The sequence below is a fragment of the Streptomyces bungoensis genome, from assembly GCF_001514215.1.
Classification (GTDB): Bacteria; Actinomycetota; Actinomycetes; order Streptomycetales; family Streptomycetaceae; genus Streptomyces; species Streptomyces bungoensis.
Genome location: NZ_KQ948855.1, coordinates 95,736 through 115,345 on the forward strand (window position 1 = coordinate 95,736; position 19,610 = coordinate 115,345).

The 19,610-nt window shown below is 70.9% G+C and carries 21 protein-coding genes; 6 read left to right on the plus strand and 15 right to left on the minus strand.

Annotated features, from left to right (window positions below):
- The first annotated feature begins 95 nt into the window (after window positions 1-95).
- Window positions 96-1,109 carry a sigma-70 family RNA polymerase sigma factor gene (locus tag AQJ66_RS12925; protein WP_061920388.1) on the plus strand — a complete coding sequence of 338 codons (1,014 nt, stop codon included), beginning with the start codon at window positions 96-98 and terminating at the stop codon, window positions 1,107-1,109.
- Here AQJ66_RS12925 and AQJ66_RS37210 read toward each other — a convergent pair.
- Window positions 993-1,379, minus strand: coding sequence for an STAS domain-containing protein (locus AQJ66_RS37210; protein WP_159052557.1), 387 nt, complete (start codon window positions 1,377-1,379; stop codon window positions 993-995). The genes AQJ66_RS12925 and AQJ66_RS37210 overlap by 117 nt on opposite strands.
- A gap of 120 nt (window positions 1,380-1,499) precedes the next feature.
- Between AQJ66_RS37210 and AQJ66_RS12930 the strand changes: the two genes are divergently transcribed.
- Window positions 1,500-2,420 (plus strand): AEC family transporter, encoded by a 921-nt coding sequence (locus AQJ66_RS12930; protein ID WP_061920389.1) that lies wholly within the window; start codon window positions 1,500-1,502, stop codon window positions 2,418-2,420.
- Between the two features lie 63 nt (window positions 2,421-2,483).
- Here the strand turns inward: AQJ66_RS12930 and AQJ66_RS12935 are convergent, their stop codons facing one another.
- The 7 genes from AQJ66_RS12935 to AQJ66_RS12965 all read right to left on the minus strand — a co-directional run bounded on the left by AQJ66_RS12935 (window position 2,484) and on the right by AQJ66_RS12965 (window position 11,020).
- Entirely contained in the window at window positions 2,484-3,767 is a 1,284-nt protein-coding gene (locus tag AQJ66_RS12935; RefSeq protein ID WP_061920391.1) for a thymidine phosphorylase, read from the minus strand.
- Between the two features lie 70 nt (window positions 3,768-3,837).
- On the minus strand, window positions 3,838-4,239 hold the full coding sequence (locus AQJ66_RS12940; RefSeq protein WP_061920395.1) for a cytidine deaminase: 402 nt from the start codon (window positions 4,237-4,239) through the stop codon (window positions 3,838-3,840).
- Window positions 4,236-5,522, minus strand: a complete 1,287-nt coding sequence (locus tag AQJ66_RS12945; RefSeq protein ID WP_061920397.1) for an ABC transporter permease — start codon at window positions 5,520-5,522, stop codon at window positions 4,236-4,238. Before AQJ66_RS12945 ends, AQJ66_RS12940 begins: the two co-directional genes overlap by 4 nt.
- The gene (locus tag AQJ66_RS12950) at window positions 5,522-6,649 is read right to left on the minus strand and encodes an ABC transporter permease (protein ID WP_061920399.1); all 1,128 of its coding nucleotides are present in this window, start codon (window positions 6,647-6,649) and stop codon (window positions 5,522-5,524) included. Before AQJ66_RS12950 ends, AQJ66_RS12945 begins: the two co-directional genes overlap by 1 nt.
- The gene (locus tag AQJ66_RS12955; RefSeq protein WP_107118925.1) at window positions 6,646-8,172 is read right to left on the minus strand and encodes an ABC transporter ATP-binding protein; all 1,527 of its coding nucleotides are present in this window, start codon (window positions 8,170-8,172) and stop codon (window positions 6,646-6,648) included. The genes AQJ66_RS12950 and AQJ66_RS12955 overlap by 4 nt, the downstream gene beginning before the upstream one ends.
- Window positions 8,173-8,415: 243 nt before the next feature.
- Window positions 8,416-9,474 carry a BMP family lipoprotein gene (locus AQJ66_RS12960; protein ID WP_061920403.1) on the minus strand — a complete coding sequence of 353 codons (1,059 nt, stop codon included), beginning with the start codon at window positions 9,472-9,474 and terminating at the stop codon, window positions 8,416-8,418.
- Window positions 9,475-9,775: 301 nt separating this feature from the next.
- Entirely contained in the window at window positions 9,776-11,020 is a 1,245-nt protein-coding gene (locus AQJ66_RS12965) for an amidohydrolase (protein WP_208611356.1), read from the minus strand.
- A gap of 225 nt (window positions 11,021-11,245) precedes the next feature.
- Between AQJ66_RS12965 and AQJ66_RS12970 the strand changes: the two genes are divergently transcribed.
- Window positions 11,246-11,902, plus strand: coding sequence for a class I SAM-dependent DNA methyltransferase (locus AQJ66_RS12970; RefSeq protein WP_061920881.1), 657 nt, complete (start codon window positions 11,246-11,248; stop codon window positions 11,900-11,902).
- Between the two features lie 4 nt (window positions 11,903-11,906).
- Here the strand turns inward: AQJ66_RS12970 and AQJ66_RS38835 are convergent, their stop codons facing one another.
- Genes AQJ66_RS38835 through AQJ66_RS12980 form a run of 3 tightly spaced genes read right to left on the minus strand, consistent with a single transcriptional unit; the run spans window position 11,907 to window position 13,490 of the window.
- The gene (locus AQJ66_RS38835; protein ID WP_159052558.1) at window positions 11,907-12,107 is read right to left on the minus strand and encodes a hypothetical protein; all 201 of its coding nucleotides are present in this window, start codon (window positions 12,105-12,107) and stop codon (window positions 11,907-11,909) included.
- 21 nt (window positions 12,108-12,128) lie between these two features.
- A complete protein-coding gene (locus tag AQJ66_RS12975; protein ID WP_061920404.1) occupies window positions 12,129-13,037 on the minus strand; it encodes a hypothetical protein in 909 nt (302 codons plus the stop codon).
- Window positions 13,038-13,073: 36 nt separating this feature from the next.
- Complete coding sequence (locus AQJ66_RS12980; protein WP_061920406.1) at window positions 13,074-13,490, minus strand: ATP-binding protein; 417 nt, start codon at window positions 13,488-13,490, stop codon at window positions 13,074-13,076.
- A gap of 206 nt (window positions 13,491-13,696) precedes the next feature.
- Between AQJ66_RS12980 and AQJ66_RS12985 the strand changes: the two genes are divergently transcribed.
- Both AQJ66_RS12985 and AQJ66_RS12990 read left to right on the plus strand, forming a co-directional pair.
- Entirely contained in the window at window positions 13,697-14,548 is an 852-nt protein-coding gene (locus AQJ66_RS12985; protein WP_061920408.1) for a helix-turn-helix domain-containing protein, read from the plus strand.
- Between the two features lie 8 nt (window positions 14,549-14,556).
- On the plus strand, window positions 14,557-14,751 hold the full coding sequence (locus tag AQJ66_RS12990) for a DUF397 domain-containing protein (protein WP_061920410.1): 195 nt from the start codon (window positions 14,557-14,559) through the stop codon (window positions 14,749-14,751).
- A 21-nt stretch (window positions 14,752-14,772) separates the two neighbouring features.
- On the opposite strand, the gene AQJ66_RS12995 is transcribed toward AQJ66_RS12990, so the two are convergent.
- Both AQJ66_RS12995 and AQJ66_RS13000 read right to left on the minus strand, forming a co-directional pair.
- On the minus strand, window positions 14,773-15,588 hold the full coding sequence (locus AQJ66_RS12995; protein ID WP_061920412.1) for a nucleotidyltransferase domain-containing protein: 816 nt from the start codon (window positions 15,586-15,588) through the stop codon (window positions 14,773-14,775).
- Between the two features lie 121 nt (window positions 15,589-15,709).
- Window positions 15,710-16,372: a TetR/AcrR family transcriptional regulator gene (locus tag AQJ66_RS13000; protein WP_061920413.1), complete on the minus strand. Its 663-nt coding sequence runs from the start codon at window positions 16,370-16,372 to the stop codon at window positions 15,710-15,712.
- A gap of 57 nt (window positions 16,373-16,429) precedes the next feature.
- On the opposite strand from AQJ66_RS13000, the gene AQJ66_RS13005 reads away from it, so the two are divergent.
- The gene (locus AQJ66_RS13005) at window positions 16,430-17,407 is read left to right on the plus strand and encodes a hypothetical protein (protein ID WP_061920415.1); all 978 of its coding nucleotides are present in this window, start codon (window positions 16,430-16,432) and stop codon (window positions 17,405-17,407) included.
- A gap of 73 nt (window positions 17,408-17,480) precedes the next feature.
- On the opposite strand, the gene AQJ66_RS13010 is transcribed toward AQJ66_RS13005, so the two are convergent.
- On the minus strand, window positions 17,481-18,626 hold the full coding sequence (locus AQJ66_RS13010; RefSeq protein WP_061920416.1) for a hypothetical protein: 1,146 nt from the start codon (window positions 18,624-18,626) through the stop codon (window positions 17,481-17,483).
- Between the two features lie 44 nt (window positions 18,627-18,670).
- Complete coding sequence (locus AQJ66_RS13015) at window positions 18,671-19,609, minus strand: N-acetylneuraminate synthase family protein (RefSeq protein ID WP_061920417.1); 939 nt, start codon at window positions 19,607-19,609, stop codon at window positions 18,671-18,673.
- Window position 19,610 lies beyond the last annotated feature (1 nt).

The window sequence follows — 19,610 nt, forward strand, 5'->3', positions numbered from 1 at the left end:
CCCGCTCCGGGGGCCGTTGTCAGTGCCCTGCGGTAGCTTCCGAAGTACCGGGCGCGAGGGCGCGCGGACGGTACGGCCGCAGGGGTGGGTGGACGATGGGCAACGGCACGGCGACGGCGGACCTGGACGTCGCACTGGAGAAGCACCGGACCGAACTGACCGGGTACTGCTACCGGATGCTCGGCTCCTCCTTCGAGGCCGAGGACGCGGTGCAGGACACCCTGGTGCGGGCCTGGCGGAGCTACGACAGGTTCGAGGGCCGGTCCTCCCTGCGCTCGTGGCTGTACCGGATCGCGACGAACGTGTGCCTGGACATGCTGTCGGCCGGGAACAAGCGGGCCCGCCCGGTGGACCTGACCGACTCGACCCCGCTCGCGCAGGCGGCCCTGATGCCCCGCCCGGACAACACCTGGCTGGAGCCGATGCCGGACGCGCGCGTGCTGCCGACGGTGGACGACCCGGCGGAGGCGGCCGTAGCCAAGGAGTCGGTGCGGCTGGCCTTCATGGCGGCCCTGCAGCGGCTGCCGCCCAAGCAGCGGGCGGTGCTGATCCTGCGCGAGGTGCTGGCCTGGCGGGCGAGCGAGGTCGCCGAGCTGCTGGGGACGACGGTGGCGTCGGTCAACAGCGCGCTGCAGCGGGCGCGGGCGACGCTCGCCGAGCGCGGGGACGAGGGGCCCGCGGGCGCGGTGTCCGACCCGCTGGACGAGGCGCAGCAGAAGCTGCTGGAGCGCTACGTCAAGGCCTTCGAGGGCTACGACATGACGGCGCTGACGGCGCTGCTGCACGAGGACGCCGTGATGACGATGCCGCCGTTCGACCTGTGGCTGCGCGGCGCGGCCGACATCACCGGCTTCATGACCACCCTCGGGGCGTCCTGCGCCGACTCCAGGCTGCTGCCGGTCCGGGCCAACGGCCTGCCGGGCTTCGCGCACTACAAGCCGGACCCGGAGGCGGGCGGGTTCACCGCCTGGGCGGTGCAGGTGCTGGAGATATCAGGGGGCCGCATCACCGGTTTCCACTGCTTCCTCGACACCAGGCGCTGGTTCCCGCTCTTCGGCCTGCCCCTCCAGCTGGAAGCACAGGCCGACGAGGTCGAGCAGGGCGGGTAGCGCCGGGTCGGGGTCCCGCAGCAGGATCCGCCCGCCGGCCCGGCGGGCGGTCAGCGCCAGCCGCGCGAGCAGATCGACGGCCCCGAGCCCCGGCGGCCCCAGCCCGCCCACGTCGCAGACGACGACCCGGCGACCGCCGTCCGCCAGCAGCGCCCGCAGCGCGTCGCACAGCTCCGTCACCTCGTCCCGGGTGACGGGGCCGGTCAGCACGAGCACGGCGGGTGTCCTGGTGTCCACGCACGGTAGACCGGCGGGGCCGGCGGAACTCATCGGGCGGTGCCGGCGGCGCGCCCGGCACGGGCTCGTGCCGGCCCGGTAGGACCGGCGGGCCGGCGGGACCGGCGAAGATCACATTGACCGGGTCGGCCGCCGCACCGGAGGGTGGGGGCCGTGCGGGGGGTGCTGAGCGGGTTCGCGGTGATCGCGGTCGTCATCGGGGTGGGCTACGTGCTCGGGCGGCGCGGGACGCTCGGCGAGCGCGGCGCGGAGGTGCTGACGCGGCTGGCCTTCACCGTGGCCGGTCCCGCGCTCCTGTTCACGACGCTGGCGAGGGCCGACCTGGCGCTGCTCTTCTCCAGCCGGCTGCTGGTGACGGCGCTGAGCACGGCGGTGGTCGCGGGTGTGTTCACGGCGGTCGGCGCGGTGCGGCACTGGGGCGTGGGCCGTACGACGATCGGCGCCCTGTGCGCCGGTTACGTCAACTCGGGCAACCTCGGCATCCCCATCGCGGCGTACGTCCTGGGCGACGCGTCGCTGGTGGCGCCGGTGCTGCTGTTCCAGGTCGTGCTGGTCACGCCCGTCGCCCTCACGGTCCTGGACCTGTCCGGCACGGGCGAGAAGGACACGCTGTGGCGGCGCCTGCTGACGCCGCTGCGCAACCCGATCGCGGTCGGCTCGCTGTCGGGCGTGGTGGTGTCGGCGGCCGGATGGCGGATCCCCGGCCCGGTCCTGCAGCCGCTCACCCTGATCGGCAACATGTCCGTCCCGGCGGCACTGCTGGTCTTCGGCATGTCCCTGCACGGCGCCGCGGCCCCCGGCCGGGGCCGCGACCGGCAGCCGGTGCTGCTGTCGGTGGCACTGAAGTCGGTGGGCCAGCCGCTGGTGGCCTGGGCCCTGGCCAGGTCCGTCTTCGCCCTCCACGGCGCCCCTCTGCTGGACGTGGTGGTCACGTCGGCGCTCCCGGCCGCCCAGAACCTCTTCACCTACGCGAGCCGCTACCGCGTGGGCGAGTCACTGGCCCGCGAGTCGATCCTGCTGTCGACGGTGGTGTCGGTACCGGTGCTGGTGGGGGTGGCGGCGGTGCTGGGGTGAGAGAGCGGAACGGGACCGGTGGGGGTCCACCGGTCCCGTTCACCCGAACATGGAACTGCCTGGTCAGGCGATGCGCTCCAGCACCACCGGCGTCGGGGTGAAGGCCGTACCCGGGGTGGCGACGTCGTAGGAGCCCGCCACCGCCTCCAGGGCGTACGCGAAGCGATCGGGGGTGTCGGTGTGCAGGGTCAGCAGGGGCTGGCCCTCGGTCACCGTGTCGCCCGGCTTGGCGTGCATCTCGACGCCCGCCGCCGCCTGCACCGGGTCCTCCTTGCGGGCGCGTCCGGCGCCGAGGCGCCAGGCGGCGATGCCGATGTCGTAGGCGTCGAGACGGGTCAGGACGCCGGAGGAGGGGGCCGTGACGACGTGCTGCTCGCGGGAGGTGGGCAGCGGGGCGTCCGGGTCGCCGCCCTGGGCCGCGATCATCCGGCGCCAGACGTCCATCGCGGAGCCGTCGGCCAGGGCCTTCGCCGGGTCGGCGTCCTTGATGCCGGCCGCGTCGAGCATCTCGCGGGCCAGGGCCAGCGTCAGCTCCACCACGTCCGCCGGGCCGCCGCCCGCCAGGACCTCCACCGACTCGCGGACCTCGAGGGCGTTGCCGGCCGTGAGGCCGAGCGGGGTCGACATGTCCGTCAGGAGGGCGACCGTCCGCACGCCGTGGTCGGTGCCGAGGCCGACCATCGTCGCCGCCAGCTCACGGGCGTCCTCGATGGTCTTCATGAAGGCGCCGGTGCCGACCTTCACGTCCAGGACCAGGGAGCCCGTGCCCTCCGCGATCTTCTTCGACATGATCGACGAGGCGATCAGCGGGATCGCCTCCACCGTGCCGGTCACGTCGCGCAGCGCGTACAGCTTCTTGTCCGCCGGGGCCAGGCCGTCGCCCGCCGCGCAGATCACCGCGCCGGTGCCCTCCAGCACCGACAGCATCTCCTCGTTGGAGAGCAGCGCGCGCCAGCCCGGGATCGACTCCAGCTTGTCCAGGGTGCCGCCGGTGTGGCCGAGGCCGCGGCCGGAGAGCTGCGGGACGGCGGCGCCGCAGGCCGCCACCAGAGGGGCCAGCGGCAGGGTGATCTTGTCGCCGACGCCGCCCGTCGAGTGCTTGTCGGCCGTCGGGCGGGACAGGGAGGAGAAGTCCATGCGCTCGCCGGAGGCGATCATGGCGGCCGTCCAGCGGGCGATCTCGCCGCGGTTCATGCCGTTGAGCAGGATCGCCATGGCGAGCGCGGACATCTGCTCGTCGGCGACCTCGCCACGGGTGTAGGCGTCGATGACCCAGTCGATCTGCTCGTCGGTCAGTTCGCCGCGGTCCCGCTTGGTGCGGATGACGGAGATGGCGTCCATGGCCATGGCGATGGCTTCCTTCCGGAGGTGCGAAGTGCACGGCCCCCCTGGGCGGGCCAGGGGGGCCGTACGGGAGTTACTTGGTGAGGTGCTCCGGGCCGAAGGCCTGGGGCAGCATCTCGGAGAGCGGGAGCACGCCCCCGGGGGTGTCCAGGAGCAGGTCCGGGCCGCCGAACTCGTAGAGCAGCTGGCGGCAGCGGCCGCACGGCACGAGCAGCGCACCCGTGCCGTCCACGCAGGTGAAGTGGGTGAGGCGGCCGCCGCCCGTGCGCTGCAGCTGCGAGACGAGCCCGCACTCGGCGCACAGGCCAAGGCCGTAGGAGGCGTTCTCGACGTTGCAGCCGGTGACCGTGCGCCCGTCGTCGACCAGGGCGGCCACGCCGACCGGGTAGCCCGAGTAGGGGACGTAGGCGTGGGACATGGCCTCGCGCGCCTCGGCGCGCAGGGTCTCCCAGTCGAACCCGGCTTCCCGGCTCACTTGCCCTGTCCCTTCCGGTACCGCATGCCGTCCGCCTTCGGCATCCGCAGGCGCTGCGCCGACAGGGACAGCACGAGCAGCGTGACGACGTACGGGGTGGCGCCCACGAAGTCGCTGGGGACCTCGTCGGTGAGCAGGTACCACACCAGCACGAGGCCGGCCATGACGGCGCTGACCACGCCCTGCCACACCGCCTTGCGGTACAGCTTCCAGCCGGCCAGCACCGCCAGCAGGACGACCAGCAGGAGCAGCAGGGCGTGGACGGTCACGCCGCCGTTGCGCAGCTGGAGCGCGTCGGAGTAGCCGAACAGGCCCGCGCCCATGGCGAGGCCGCCGGGACGCCAGTTGCCGAAGATCATCGCCGCGAGGCCGATGTAGCCGCGGCCGCCGGTCTGGCCCTCGAGGTAGGTGTGCGAGGTGACCAGCGCGAGGAAGGCGCCGCCGAGTCCGGCGAGGCCGCCGGAGATGGCCACGGCCGCGTACTTGTAGGTGTAGACGTTGACGCCGAGGGACTCCGCGGCGGTCGGGTTCTCGCCGCAGGAGCGCAGCCGCAGCCCGAACGGGGTCCGCCACAGCACCCACCAGCTGCCGACGAACAGCACGGCGGCCAGGATCGTGATCACGGACAGGTTGGTGACCAGACCGCCGAGGATGCCCGCGAGGTCGGAGACCAGGAACCAGTGGTGCTTCTCCAGCGAGGACAGGCCGTCGGAGAGACCGGGCACGGTGACGCTGGGCAGCGAGTCCACGGGCGGGGACTGCTTGGGGTTGCCGCCCGCGTCGGCGGCCTTGCCGTCGGCGAAGAACAGCTTGGCCAGGTACTGGGTGGCACCCAGCGCGAGCAGGTTGATCGCGACACCGGAGACGATGTGGTCGACGCCGAAGGTGACGGTCGCGACCGCGTGCACGAGGCCGCCGAGGACACCGAAGCCGATGCCCATCAGCAGGCCGAGCCAGGGGCTGGACTGCCAGCCGACCCAGCCGGCGCCGAAGGTGCCGAGGATCATCATGCCCTCGAGGCCGATGTTGACCACGCCGGAGCGCTCGGACCACAGGCCGGCGAGACCGGCGAGGCCGATCGGCACGGCGAGGCCGAGGGCGGCGCTGACCTGGCCGGCGGAGTCGAGCTGGTTGGAGCCGGTGATCATGCGGACCGCGGCGACGAGCAGCAGGGCGCCTGCGACGATCATGAGGATCTGGCCGAGCGAACGGCCCTGGCGCCGGGCCGCGGTGGCCGCCTTGGGCGCCGCGGGCGGCGGCGTGTCGGTCATCGTGGCAGTCATCACGCCACCTCCTGCTTCTTCGTCGGAGCGGCGGCCTGGGCGGCGAGTTCCGCGCCGACCCGCTGCTGCTGGCGCTTGAGGCCGTAGCGGCGTACGACCTCGTAGGCGATCACGACGCACAGGACGATGACGCCCTGGATCACGCCGAGGATCTCCTTGTCGTAGCCCTGGAACTCCAGGTGGTTGGTGGTGCGCTCGAGGAAGCCCCAGAGCAGGGCGCCGAGCGCTATGCCGACCGGGTTGTTGCGGCCGAGCAGCGCGATGGCGATGCCGGTGAAGCCGATCCCGCTCGGGAAGCTGTTGTCGTACTGGTGGCTCTCGTTCAGCAGCGTGGGCATGCCGATCAGACCGGCCACGGCGCCGGAGATGACCATGCTGGTGGCGACCATCTTCTTCACCGACACACCGCTCGCGGCGGCGGCGCTCTCGGACTGGCCGACGGTGCGCAGGTCGAAGCCGAACCGGGTGCGGCCGAGCACGAACCAGTACGCCAGACCGACGATCACGGCGACGACGATGAAGCCGTCCAGCACGCCGGCCGGGCCGGTGTCGATGCTGAAGAAGTACGAGGACGACGGCAGCGGCTTGGTGGAGACCAGGGTGCCGCCCTGCTGCAGCTCGCCCAGTTTTCCGGGCTGGAGCAGGTAGCCGATGACCGCGGTGGCGATCGAGTTCAGCATGATGGTCGAGATGACCTCGCTGACGCCGCGGGTCACCTTCAGCACACCGGCGATGGCCGCCCACAGGGCACCGGTCGCCATGGCGCAGACGATGATCAGCGGGATGGCGATCCAGCCGGGCACGGTCAGCACCCCGCCGAGGACGGCGGCGATGAACGCGGCGAGCCGGTACTGGCCGTCGACGCCGATGTTGAACAGGTTCATGCGGAAGCCGATGGCCACCGCGACACCGGCCAGGTAGTACGTCGTCGCCTTGTTGAGGATGTAGACCTGGCTGTCGCTGGCGAAGCCGTAGGTCACCATGTCGGAGAAGGCGTCGCCGGGGTTCTTGCCGGTCGCGAGGATCACCAGGGTGGTGACGACGAGGGCGGCGACGACCGCCAGCAGCGGGGCCGCGATCCCGAGGAGCAGCCGCTCCTTGTCGAGGCGTTGGGTCAGCTTGTTCATCGCTCGTCGTCCTCTGCGTGCTCCAGGCGGCCGGTGGCCGCACCCGTCATGGCGGAGCCCAGCTCTTCGGGGGTGATCGTGGCGGGGTCGGCGTCGGCGACCAGGCGGCCGCGGTACATCACCCGCAGGGTGTCGGAGAGCCCGATCAGCTCGTCCAGGTCGGCGGAGATCAGCAGCACGGCCAGGCCCGCGCGGCGGGCCTCGCGGATGTGGTCCCAGATGGCCGCCTGGGCGCCGACGTCCACGCCGCGGGTGGGGTGGGCGGCGATGAGCAGCTTGGGGTCGTGGCTCATCTCGCGGCCGACGATCAGCTTCTGCTGGTTGCCGCCGGACAGCGAGGCCGCGGTGACCTCGATGCCGGGGGTGCGCACGTCGTAGTCCCGGACGATCCGCTCGGTGTCGGCGCGGGCGGCCTTGATGTCGAGCAGGCCGCCGCGGGAGTTGGGCCGCTCGGTGACGTGGCCGAGGATGCGGTTCTCCCACAGCGGTGCTTCCAGGAGCAGGCCGTGGCGGTGGCGGTCCTCGGGGATGTAGCCGATGCCCGACTCGCGGCGGTCCCGGGTCGGGGCCTGGGTGATGTCGGTGCCGTCGAGCGTGACGGTGCCGGCGTCGGGTTTGCGGATGCCCATGATCGCCTCGACCAGCTCGGACTGGCCGTTGCCCTCCACGCCGGCGATGCCGAGGACCTCGCCCTTGTGGATGGTGAGGGAGATCTCGTCCAGGATGATCCGCTCGACGCCGTCGAGATCGGTCTGGGTGAGGTGCAGGCCGTCCACGGTGAGCAGGGGGACGTCCGTGACGGTGGACTCCTCCGTCTCCGGGGTGGGCAGCTCGCTGCCGACCATCAGCTCGGCGAGCTGCCGGGAGGTGGTGCTCTTCGGCTCGACGGTGCCGACGGTGGTGCCGCGTCGTATGACGGTGATCTCGTCGGCGACGGAGAGCACCTCGCCCAGCTTGTGGGAGATGAAGATGACGGTGAGGCCCTCGGCCTTGAGGTCGCGCAGGTTGGCGAAGAGCGCGTCGACCTCCTGCGGGACGAGCACGGCGGTCGGCTCGTCCAGGATGAGGGTCCTGGCGCCGCGGTAGAGGACCTTGAGGATCTCCACGCGCTGGCGGTCGGCGACGCCCAGCTCCTCGACGAGGACGTCGGGGCGGACGTTCAGCCCGTAGGCGCCGGAGATCTCGTTGATCTTCGCCCGCGCCCGGCCCCCGATGCCGTACAGCTTCTCCGCGCCGAGGACGACGTTCTCCAGGACGGTGAGGTTGTCGGCGAGCATGAAGTGCTGGTGCACCATGCCGATGCCGCGGGCGATGGCGTCGCCGGGGTTGTGGAAGACGACCTGTTCGCCGGCCACCGTGATGGTGCCCTCGTCCGGCTGCTGCATGCCGTAGAGGATCTTCATCAGGGTGGACTTGCCGGCGCCGTTCTCGCCGCACAGGGCGTGGACGGTGCCCGTGCGGACCGTGATGTCGATGTCGCGGTTGGCGACGACGCCGGGGAAACGCTTGGTGATGCCGCGCAGTTCGACGGCAGCGGGAGGGCTGGACGCGTTGATGGCGCACTCTCCTCGGGGAAAGGGGCTGCGTAGGGGAGGGCAGGCGTCGGCGACGCTAGCGCGGCAACTCCGCGCTACACGCGTAGAGTTGACACATTGTTATGGCTCGGCGAAGGGGTGCCGTTACGGCGCCCCCGCGCCGAGCCGAGGTCCGGCGAGGCCGGCCGGTTCCTGAGGGACCCGACGGGGTCCCTCAGGTCACGGGGCAGGTCACGGGGTGGTCTTGACCTTGATCTGACCGTCGACGATCTTCTTCTTCGCCGCGTCCAGCTTGGCCTGGATGTCGTCGATGAAGCCACCGCTGGTGGACAGCGAGACACCGTTCTTGGCCAGCGAGTAGGTGTTGGTGCCGGTCAGCGGCTTGGTGTCGTGTACGGACTTGATGAAGTCGTAGACGCCGACGTCGACGTTCTTGACCATCGAGGTCAGGATCGAGTTCTTGTACTTGGCCAGACCCGGGATGTTGTACTGGTCCGAGTCGACGCCGATCGCCCAGGCGCCCTTGGCGCCGCTGACGGCCTCGATCGCGCCGTTGCCGGAGGAGCCGGCCGCCGAGTAGACGACGTCGGCGCCGTTGTCCAGCATGCCCTGCGCGGCCTCCTTGCCCTTGTCGGGGCTGGCGAAGCCGGAGGTGTCCGAGCCGTGGGACAGGTACTGGGTGTCGACCTTGACCTTCGGGTTGGTGTCCTTGACGCCCTGGACGTAACCCGCCTCGAACTTCTTGATCAGCGGGACGTCGACGCCGCCGATGAAGCCGACGTGGTCCTTCTTCGTCTTGAGCGCGGCGGCGACACCGGCGAGGTAGGAGCCCTGCTCCTCGGTGAAGGTGATGCTGTCGACGTTCTTGGCGTCCACCACCGAGTCGACGATGCCGAAGCTGGTCTTCGGGTACTTCGCGGCGACCTTCGTCATGGACGGGGCGTAGGCGTAACCGACGGCGATGATCGGGTTGTAGCCGGCGTCCGCGAGGTCCGACAGGCGCTGCTCGCGGTCGGCCTCGGTGTCGGAGGTCTTGGCGGTCAGCTCCTTGATGGAGCCGCCGAACTCCTTCTCCGCCTTGTCGGCACCGCGCGCGGCGGAGTCGTTGAAGGAGCGGTCGCCACGGCCGCCGACGTCGTAGGCGAGACCGATCTTGACGCCCTTGCCGCCACCCGAGGAGGACGACGACGAGCTGTTGTTGTCGGAGGAGGTGCTGCCACACGCGGTGGCAGTCACGGCGAGGGCCGCGGTCGCGAGACACGCAGCGGAAAGCTTGGCTACCCGGCGCACGGGAGGCTCCTTCACCTGACCTGAGCGCCATGTGCGGCGCTTGATGTGAGCACCATGCGGTACTCGGGCCGAGCGCCCCGGCGGCGTCGGCTTCGCGGCATCGTAACGCGCGTAGATGTCAGAAAAACACCCCATCGGAAGCCGTTATCGATTCGAGGCAAACACTGCCTGAACTCGGGATCTGAGCTCTCTCACGGCTGTGTTGCAGACCGTGAACGAATGGCTTGCGAGCGTGTTGCGCCGGAGCGCGCGGCGGCCCCCGCGGGTGCGGGGGCCGTGGCTCACGACGGGGTGTGCCGGCTCAGCGCGTCGCGCCGTTGGAGCCGTTGGGCTCCAGGAACGCGGCGGCGGTGAACAACTCCACGCCCACCGTGATCGCGTGCTCGTCGGCGTCGAAGTCGCCCTGGTGCAGGTCGCGCACGGTGCGCTCGCCCGGCTTGCGCACGCCGAGGCGGGCCATGGCGCCGGGCACGCGCTCCAGGTACCAGGAGAAGTCCTCGCCGCCCAGGCTCTGCTCGGTGCTCTCGACGGAGTCCCGGCCGCGGCGGGCGGCCATGGCCCTGCGCAGCAGTTCGGTGGACTCCCGGTCGTTCACCACCGGCGGCACCCCGCGCACGTAGTTGATCTCGGACTTGGCCCGGTGCAGGGTGGCGACCTCGTCGATCGCGGCGTGCACGATGTCGGGCGCCTCCCGCCACGCCTCCAGGTCCAGGCAGCGCACGGTTCCGGCCAGCTCGGCGTGTTGCGGGACCACGTTCGGCGCGTGGCCCGACTCGATCCGGCCCCAGGTCAGGGCCAGCCCGGCACGGGTGTCGACCCGGCGGGCGATCAGCGCGGGCACGTCGACGGCGACGCGTGCGGCGGCGGTGACCAGGTCGGTGGTCAGGTGCGGGCGGGCGGTGTGCCCGCCGGGCCCGTCGAGCGCGATCTCCAGCCGGTCGCAGGCGCTGGTGATCGGCCCGTGCCGCAGCCCGACCTTGCCGGCGTCCACCCGGGGGTCGCAGTGCACGGCGAGGATGCGCCCGACCCCGGCCAGCACCCCGTCCTCGATGGCGTCCAGGGCACCGCCGGGCAGCACCTCCTCGGCGGGCTGGAAGATCAGCCGCACCGGCCGGGACAGCAGCCCCTTGGCGTGCAGGTCGGCGAGGACGAGACCGGTGCCGAGCACGATGGTCGTGTGCATGTCGTGCCCGCAGGCGTGCGCCCGATCGGGCACGGTGGACCGGTACGCACAGTCACTCTTCGTGTCCGGAATGGGCAGGGCGTCGATATCGGCACGCAGAGCGAGCACGGGGATGGCCGACCGCTCGCCCTCCCGCAGCCCGATGTCACAGACGAGTCCTGTTCCGGAGGCGAGCACGCGGGGCCGGAGCCCGGCCTGCTCGAGCCGCTCCTTGATCGCGGCGGTCGTACGGAACTCCTGGTTGCCCAACTCGGGGTGCATGTGCAGGTCGCGGCGGAACGCGACGAGTTCGGCGTGCAGTGACTCGCTCAGCACGCCGGGGAGCACATCCCCCGGGAGGCCGGCCTCGGACTCTAGGGACATCAACTGTTTCACCCTCTGAAGGGTAGGACGCCCGACCTGTCGGTCACCCCTCGATCAACAAAAGTTCAACCCGTTAGGGGAAGAAAATCTGACCGTCGGACGCATGGCGGTGGTCTGTGCTGGGTAAGACCTTTGTTTCCACTTCCACGCATACCATGCCATGACATGATCGCGCGCGCCCAGTCCACACACCGGACCCTGCCCGCGCCGGTAGGGTCCGCCGTCGTGAGCGACTCGAGCGCGGACTTCCTGCAGACCACCAGCTCCTCCTACGACGCGATCGCCAAGGACTACGCGTCCCAGTTCCCGGACGGCCTGTCCCACGCCCTGGACCGGGCGCTGATCACCGCCTTCGCCGAACTGGTCACGGCGAACGGCCCGGCCCCCGTGGCCGACCTGGGCAGCGGCCCCGGCTACGTCGCCGCCCGCCTGCACGGCCTGGGCGTCCCGGTCTTCGGCGTCGACGTCTCCCCCGCCATGGTGAACCTGGCCCGCGAGGCCCACCCCCGGCTCCGCTTCCACGTGGGCTCGATGACGTCCCTGGACCTCCCGGACGCCACCCTGGGCGGCATCCTCGCCCTCTACTCGACGATCCACGTCCCCGACACCCACCTGCCGGCGGCCTTCGCCGAGTTCCACCGCACCCTGACCCCCGGCGCCCCGGTCCTCCTCGCCTTCCAGACGGGCCCCGAACCGGGCGGTCTCCACCTCACGGAACGCTTCGGCCACGAGATCGACCTGCACTACTACTGGCGCACCCCGGCCCAGGTGGCGGCCCTGCTGGAGGAGGCGGGCCTGCAACCGGCGGCGACGGTGACGCGGGAGCCGGAGGAGGGCGGAAAACGGCCCCGGGCCTTCGTCCTGGCCCGCAAGCCCGGCTGAGGGCTCAGCGCCGACCCCGCCCCGGGAGCAGCACGCCGAGCACCGCGCACACGCCCGCCCCGAACAGCACACCGCCCCAGGGCACCTCGTCCGGACGATGCGTCATCGCTCCGTAGGCGAGGGATCCGAGCACGCCGGCCACGAAGAAGCAGGCGAAATTCCGGAGGGCGTACCACCATCTGGGGCGGTCTGTGTCTGCGGTCACCGGAGCATTGTCTTCACACGCTCAGTCTTCGAGGAAGAGCTCGGCTGCGTCCTTGGCGTGCATCGCTCGCCGGATCCAGACTTCGAGCCGGTCGAGGTCGGTGCAGGCGTTCACGCGCTCGCGGACGTGGTCGGGCACCGGCACGGACTGCCACTCCAGGATGCGCAGGACCATCTCCCGGCGATCCTGGAGGCGCCCCTCTTCGCGGCCTTCCTCGCGGCCTTCTTCACGGCCTTCTTCACGTACCTGCTCGGCCAGCGGGTGTCGCCAGAAGTACTGGATCGCCGTCATCAGGTCCCTCCACATCTGCTTCGCCTGGGGGTCGGCCAGGCAGGAGTCGACGAACTGTACGAATACCGCGGCGCTGTCGGGGTCGATGGTCCGCAGGGCGGCTGCCGTGGATTCCAGTATGGCCGGGGCCTGGGGGCCGCGTCCGTGTGTCATCGCCGAGAGCACCGCAAGGGGGACGTCCTGTACGGCCGTCCGCTCGTCGGTGATCACCGGCACGTTGTCCGGGCCCAGCACCAGGGGTCGCACGGTCAGCGAGTGCCAGTCGCGGAAGCCGAGCCGGATCGGGCGCGCGGCCCATCGGGCGGTGGTGCTGCTCTGGGTGGTGACGATGAGGATCGGCTCGCAGCGGAACTTCTCGTACAGGTAGGAGAGGTAGTAGGGCCAGCTGCCCCGCTTGCGCTCGTCCACCTTCTTCTGCGCCTCGATCACGAAGAGGTAGGTGCCCTCGTCCGTCTCCGCCCGTAGCAGCGTGTCCACGCGGCGCTCGACCGGTTCGATCTCGGTGAGGTCCACGTTCAGCGCGGCGATCTCGCGCGGCTCGGGGAACGGCACGTGCAGCACGCGCTGCAAGGCCCGGGTCAGCAGCGTGGGGTCCTTCTGGAAGATGCGGTGCATCGCCTCGTGCGACGAGCTGACCATCAGCTCTCCTTTCGGTCGGTCGACGTGATCAACGAGTTAGGCCGCCGCGAGTTCGCACCACACGTACTTGCCCCGGTTGCCGAACCGGGCCGAGGGCTGCCAGCCCCAGTAGTCGGCGCACGCCCGGATCAGGGCCAGGCCCCGGCCCTCCTCCCCCATCTCGGCGACCTGGTCGAAGGTCGGCGGCGGTTCCGGTGGTGCGGGGTCGGTGTCCCAGGCCCCGATCCACACCGCGCCCTCCGGGGTGCGGCGGACCCTGAGCGCGGCCGGCCCCTTGGTGTGGCGTACGGCGTTGGAGACCAGCTCCGTGGCGAGGAGTTCCGCCGTGTCCACCAGCCCGATCAGGCCGTGCATCGTCAGGATCAGACGCAGGGTGCGGCGCGAGATCGTCACGGCTCTGAGGTCGTTGGGGATGTAGAGGGTGTAGTCCCAGGTCTCCCGGCTTTCGGGCATACGGCAGCAACTCCGTTCGATGGCAGGGGGATTCGGCGCGCGGTGGCTTTGCCGCAGCCGTCGTGGCATGACGGGGCGGTGCGCTTCCGCTACGTACGCCTTACGTAACTGAAAGTAGGTCTATTGATTCATGTTTCGCAAGCGGGTCCAGTAACCTGACTCCGAACGAGTCTCGTCTGCGGGCGCGTTGGACCAGGGAGCGATCGATGGCACTGAGGCGCGAACCGACGGCACGGCAGATGCGGCTGGCCACCGAACTGCGCAGGCTCCGCGAAGCGGCAGGTCTTACCGCTCGGGAGTCGGCAGCGCTGCTCGGGGTGAGCGCCCCACAGATCACCCACATCGAGTCCGCACTCGCAGGCGTGAGCGAGAAGCGACTCCGTCGCCTCGCGTCCAACTATTCCTGCACCGACGAGAAGCTCATCGACGCCTTGGTCGCCCTGGCCACCGATCGGACACAAGGCTGGTGGGAGGAGTACCGGGGACTGTTGCCCACCTCATTCCTGGACCTGTCCGAGTTGGAGTACCACGCCTCCTATCGCTGGGACGTCGACTTCCTGCACGTCCCGGGCCTGTTGCAGACGGAGGACTACGCGAGGGCGTTGTTCTCCCGCCGGGTACCGGAACTGCCGCAGGAGGAGTTGGAGTTGCGCGTGCACCACCGGATGCATCGGCGTGTCATCCTCGAACAAGCGGAACCCGTGCCGTATGAGGTGCTGGTGCACGAAGCGGCCTTGCGGATCAAGGTGGGCGGTCGTGAAGCCTCTCGGGCCCAGCTCGGACGCATCCTGGAACTCTCCGAGGCAGACCACGTAACCGTACGGGTCATCCCCTTCGACCTGGACGGCTTCGCTGACATCACGGCGGCCATGGTGTACGCCGGCGGCCCGGCCCCCAAGCTGGACACCGTCGTCCGCGACGGCCCACACGGCGCCCTGCTCATCGACTCCGAGGCACAGCTCGAGGTCTTCCGAACACTCTTCCGTAGAGTGAAGGAAGCGTCACTCGACCCGTCCCGGTCGCGTGACCTCATCCGGAGACTGGCCAAGGAACTGTGAGGTGCACGGTGACCACCCCGGACAACTGGCGGAAGTCCTCCTACTCCGGCAGTGGTGACGGCAACGCCTGCGTGGAGATCGCACCCCACCCCCTGCACATAGCCGTCCGCGACTCCAAGGACCCCGCCCGTGGCACCCTGACCTTCGCCGCCGAAGCCTTCACCCCCTTTGTCGCAGCTCTCAAAACCGAGCAACATCCATAGAACGACCGCCAGGGGCCCCACTCATCGAGCGAACTCACCGCACACCTCTGCGACCAGTCTGTCGGCTTCACCCAGCGCGGCAGTGAGCGTGTCCGGAGTGGTACCGAGCGCGGAGAACAACTGGCGCGCACGACCGGCGAAGTCCACCGAGACACCGCCTAGTTCTCCCGCGGCCCGCACCGCACCCTTCTCATTGAGCAGCCAGCGCCTGGCATGGGCGTGGAGTGCGTGCGCGAGGAGTCCGACCGCGCGGAAGAGGCAGCCGGCGACGTAGAAGGCGTCACCGCGGGCCGCGCCCTTGCGAGCGCAGGCCAGGATGAACGGCGCCTCCCAGCGCGCGTTGTCGATGAGAGCTGCGCGCAGGGGCTCCGGATAGAGCCGTGTCTGCTCCTGCAGGGCCAGAAGCTCGCCGCCGGGGTCGGCGAGGACGCGTCCGAGGGCCAGCTCGCCGGCGTAGGCGTGGGAGTACACCCCCAGGGGGTGACCGGGCTGGGCGCCGATCTCGAACTGTCCGGCCTGGCACTGTCGCCAGACTCGGTGGACCCGGTCCAGGTCGCGGTAGATCCAGTCGACGCGTTGCCCGTCGACGGTCAGCCAGGCACCACCGTCGACCCACGGCCCCCAGCCGCCCGGCTCGGTGACCTCCACCGGCTCACCGGTCAGCTCGGCCGCAAGCAGGCGCAGCGCGGCGGTGTCCAGCGGTGGCCGGTAGTAGAGCCCCAGGTCGTAGTCGGAGTCGGGGCTGTGCGCACCTCTGGCCCGGCTGCCTCCCAGGCACACCCCGACAACACCGCCGACCTCGACCAGCCGCACCGCGATCTCCACCAAGCGCTCCACGAGCGACAGTCTGCGCAGGCGGATCCCCGACCGCTACCGCTTTGCCCGGCATCCGCGCCCGAGGCGTCTACCCCCGCGAGCGAAGTTCCGAGCCGTTCACGCGTTCTGGACGCGCCCCTGTTCACGGCCTCGCCGTCCGGTCGGCAGCGTCCCCGTGCAGGCCGCGGCACAGCCGGTCGAAGGCCTGGGCCGCTGCTGGGGCAACCGCGTCGCGGACGCGCGCCGGGGACTCGCCGGACATGATGCGGCGCTGGATCTCGCGCAGGGCTGCCCGGTGCGTCCCGGTGATGGCGCCCGCGAGAAGCGCGGGGATCGGCAGGTCGGCGTTGCCCGATGCCGTGGCCGGTGGATGCTCCGCCAGAGCTTCGGCCAGGGCGGCCTCGGCGTGTTCGCCGATCTCGCGTTCGCGTGCGCGCAGAGCGGGGCTGTCATGGATGACCCGCCAGAACCCGGGTGCGCCGGGGTGGAGCCCGAGCATGGGTTCGTTCTGGCGCAGGGCGACCAGCAGGTCGTCGCGAACGACCTCCACCGGGCAGGTCCCGGGTGCCCGGCCGCGCACCAGGGCGGCGAGACGACCCTCGGCCTCGGCCTGACGGTCGAAGAAGAGGTCCTCCTTGGTGGAGAAGTAGTTGAACACGGTGTTGGTGGACACACCCGCCTGCCGCGCCACGTCGGCGACCGTGACCCGGTCGAAGCCGTGCTCCATGAACAGCACCAGCGCCGCGTCGGCGATCGCCGTGCGGGTCCGCTGCTTCTTGGTCTCTCGAAGGCCCACGGCCCACATGATAGTGTCGCCACAAATTTGGTGTGACACCAAAATTATTCTGCAGGGGGATCGACCATGGCTCTGACCTTCGGCATCTACCCGGGCGCGCTCCTGGGCGACGACAAGGGGATCGTCCGTCCGGTCAGGCCGGACCTGCCGGACCGCATAACCGACGCACTCGACGCGCTGCAAGGCACCGCGGCGACCCTGTCGGTCCGCGCCTACCACCCGTTCGCCGAGACCGTGGCACCGCGGGAACCGCCCACGCCCACCGACCCGCAGGCGTACGTGCGACGTGGACGCAGACTCGACCTCGTGCTGCCCTTCCGCGAGCCGTCCGGCCGGCTGGAGGCGTGGCTGGAGTTCATCCGTGAAACCGTCCGGACTCAAGGACCCCGTCTGGCATCACTGCAGATCTGCGAGGAACCGAACGCCGATCTCCCCGTCCTCGACGGCAGCATCCCCAACGTCCTGAACGCCCTGGTCCAGGGAGTCGTCACGGCCAAACAGGAAGCCCTGGCCCAGGGGCACGCTCTGGCGGTCGGCTTCAACGCGGTGCCGACCTTCGATCCGGCCGACACGTTCTGGTCCGAGCTCGCCGCTCTGGCCGGCACACGCTTCCTGGAGAGCCTGGACTACGTCGGCCTGGACTTCTTCCCCGACGTCTTCCGGCCGATCGCCGTCGACCAGCTGGCCGGAGCGGTCACCGCGGTCCTCACCGCCTTCCGGCGCACCCACCTGCCGAAGGCGGGTATCCCGGACACCGTCGCGCTCCGTGTGTGCGAGAACGGCTGGCCCACCGGCCCGGGCCGCCCCGACCAGCGACAGGCCGTGGTCCTCGAGACGGTCGTCCGAACGGTGGCCGCCCTCGCGGCCGACCTCAACATCGACGGTTACTCGTTCTTCTCCCTGCGGGACGCCGACAGCGGGGCCGACGGACTGTTCCACCGGTTCGGCCTCCTGCGCGACGACTACACCCCCAAACCGGCCTTCGAGACGTACCGCCGACTCATCGGCGAACTGGGCGGCCCAGGGGCCGTCCTCCCCCGGTGACACCCCACGCCGGCCCGCGCCACCGGAGGCCGCCGCGACGCCCTCGTCGCCGGTTCCACCTCGCGGGCAGCTCTCAGGCCACCACCGCCGCCAGCCGGTGCACGTCCCGTGCCGTCCCCGTCACCCCCGACAGGAAGCCCTGGGCCCGTGGTGAGGCGTGGTCCGTCAGCCAGGTGGGGTCGATGTCGCAGACGGCCACGCGGACGCCCGTGCCGGTGAGGGCCAGGGGGAGGGTGTGGACGACCGTGGAGGGGAAGCTGAGGATGGTGCGGCCGATGGGGCCGCGGCGGGCTATCAGTTCCAGGGGGAGGTCGGGGCGGACTATCTCCAGGCCCGTCTCGGCGGCCAGGCGGTGGAGTTTGTCGGTGCTCTCGCGGCGGTGGGCGAAGTAGCGGGTGGCGCCGTGGGTCTTGGCGAGGTTGCGCACGGCGTCGAGGTAGCGGTCGCCGTCCACGACTCCCGTCTCCACCAGGGAGGTGCCGACCATGTCGGCCGTCTTCGTGATGCGGGGCGGGCCGAAGCGGGCGCGGGTCCAGGCGAAGTCGTTCGCGGTGACCGTGACGCCGTCCGGGACCTCCGTCATCGGCATGGAGGAGAACACCTCGACCCTGCGGCGGGCGCTCGGGGTCAGGCGGCGGCGGGCCGAGGAGGAGACCGGCGCGAAGAGCAGGTCGCGCGGGCCGGGGCGGCCGCCCTTGCGGTGCCAGCGGACCAGGCGTTCGCCGCGGGCGAGCTGGGCGACGAACTCCATCGTCGCCGTGCCGTCGTCCACGACGACCAGGTCACGGGCGCGCGTGATGGTCAGCAGGAGCTGGACGTAGCGGGAGAAGGGGTCTCCCATGACGATCCGGTCGGCGCGGCGCAGGGGGCCCGCGAGGCCGCCGATGGTGTGGAAGGGGGCCGTGGTGCCGCCGCGGGCCTCCTCCCAGCGCACCCCGTACCCCTCGTCCCGGGCCAGGTCCGCCATGCGGCGCAGCTGGCCGCGGGTCATGGGGTCGGTCGGGGAGAGGACGACGACGGTGAGCTCCGCGCCGGCCGGGGTCGGGCCGCCGGCCACCGTCCGCCTCACCTGTGAGGGCAAGGACGGCAGGGAGTCCTGCCCGGCGCCGCGCAGGCCGTGCAGGTGGGCCCACTCCAGTACGTTCAGCAGCTGTACCGGGCTCTCCACGAAGGCGAGCGTGTGGGCGGGGTGGCCGGCGTGACCGGCGCGGGGGCTCATCGGGGTACGACCGTCCCGTCGTAAGGGAGTCAGGAGAGCGGGGGTCAGACCGCGACCGGCTCGCCCGCCGCGGCCGCGATGTCCGCCTCGGCGACGACGCCGGTGACGCGGCGCAGCTTCTTCATCGGGCCGAGCTCGGAGTCGTAGACCTTCTTGACGCCGTCACCGAGGGACGCCTCGATGGTGCGGATGTCGCGGACCAGGCGGGTCAGGCCCTGCGGCTCGACGGAGGCGGCCTGGTCGGAGCCCCACATGGCGCGGTCGAGGGTGATGTGGCGCTCGACGAAGGTGGCGCCGAGGGCGACGGCGGCCAGCGTGGTCTGCAGGCCGGTCTCGTGGCCGGAGTAGCCGATCGGGACGTTCGGGTACTCCTTCTCCAGCGTGTTGATCACGCGGAGGTTCAGCTCCTCGGCCTTCGCCGGGTAGGTGGAGGTGGCGTGGCACAGCAGGATGTTGTCCGAGCCGAGGACCTCGACCGCGTGGCGGATCTGGCGCGGGGTCGACATGCCGGTGGACAGGATGATCGTGCGGCCGGTGGCGCGCAGGGCGCGCAGCAGCTCGTCGTCGGTCAGGGAGGCGGACGCCACCTTGTGCGCCGGGACGTCGAACTTCTCCAGGAAGGCGACGGCCTCGGTGTCCCACGGGGAGGCGAACCAGGCGATGCCCTTCTCCTTGCAGTACTCGTCGATCTGGCGGTACTCGTCCTCGCCGAACTCCACCCGGTGGCGGTAGTCGATGTAGGTCATGCGGCCCCAGGGGGTGTCGCGCTCGATGTCCCACTGGTCGCGCGGGGTGCAGATCTCCGGCGTGCGCTTCTGGAACTTCACGGCGTCGCAGCCGGCCTCGGCGGCCACGTCGATCAGCTTGAACGCGTTCTCCAGCTCACCGTTGTGGTTGATGCCGATCTCGCCGCAGATGTAGACCGGGCGGCCGGGGCCGGCCTCGCGCGAACCGAAGGTACGGATACGGGAGTTGGTGCTCATG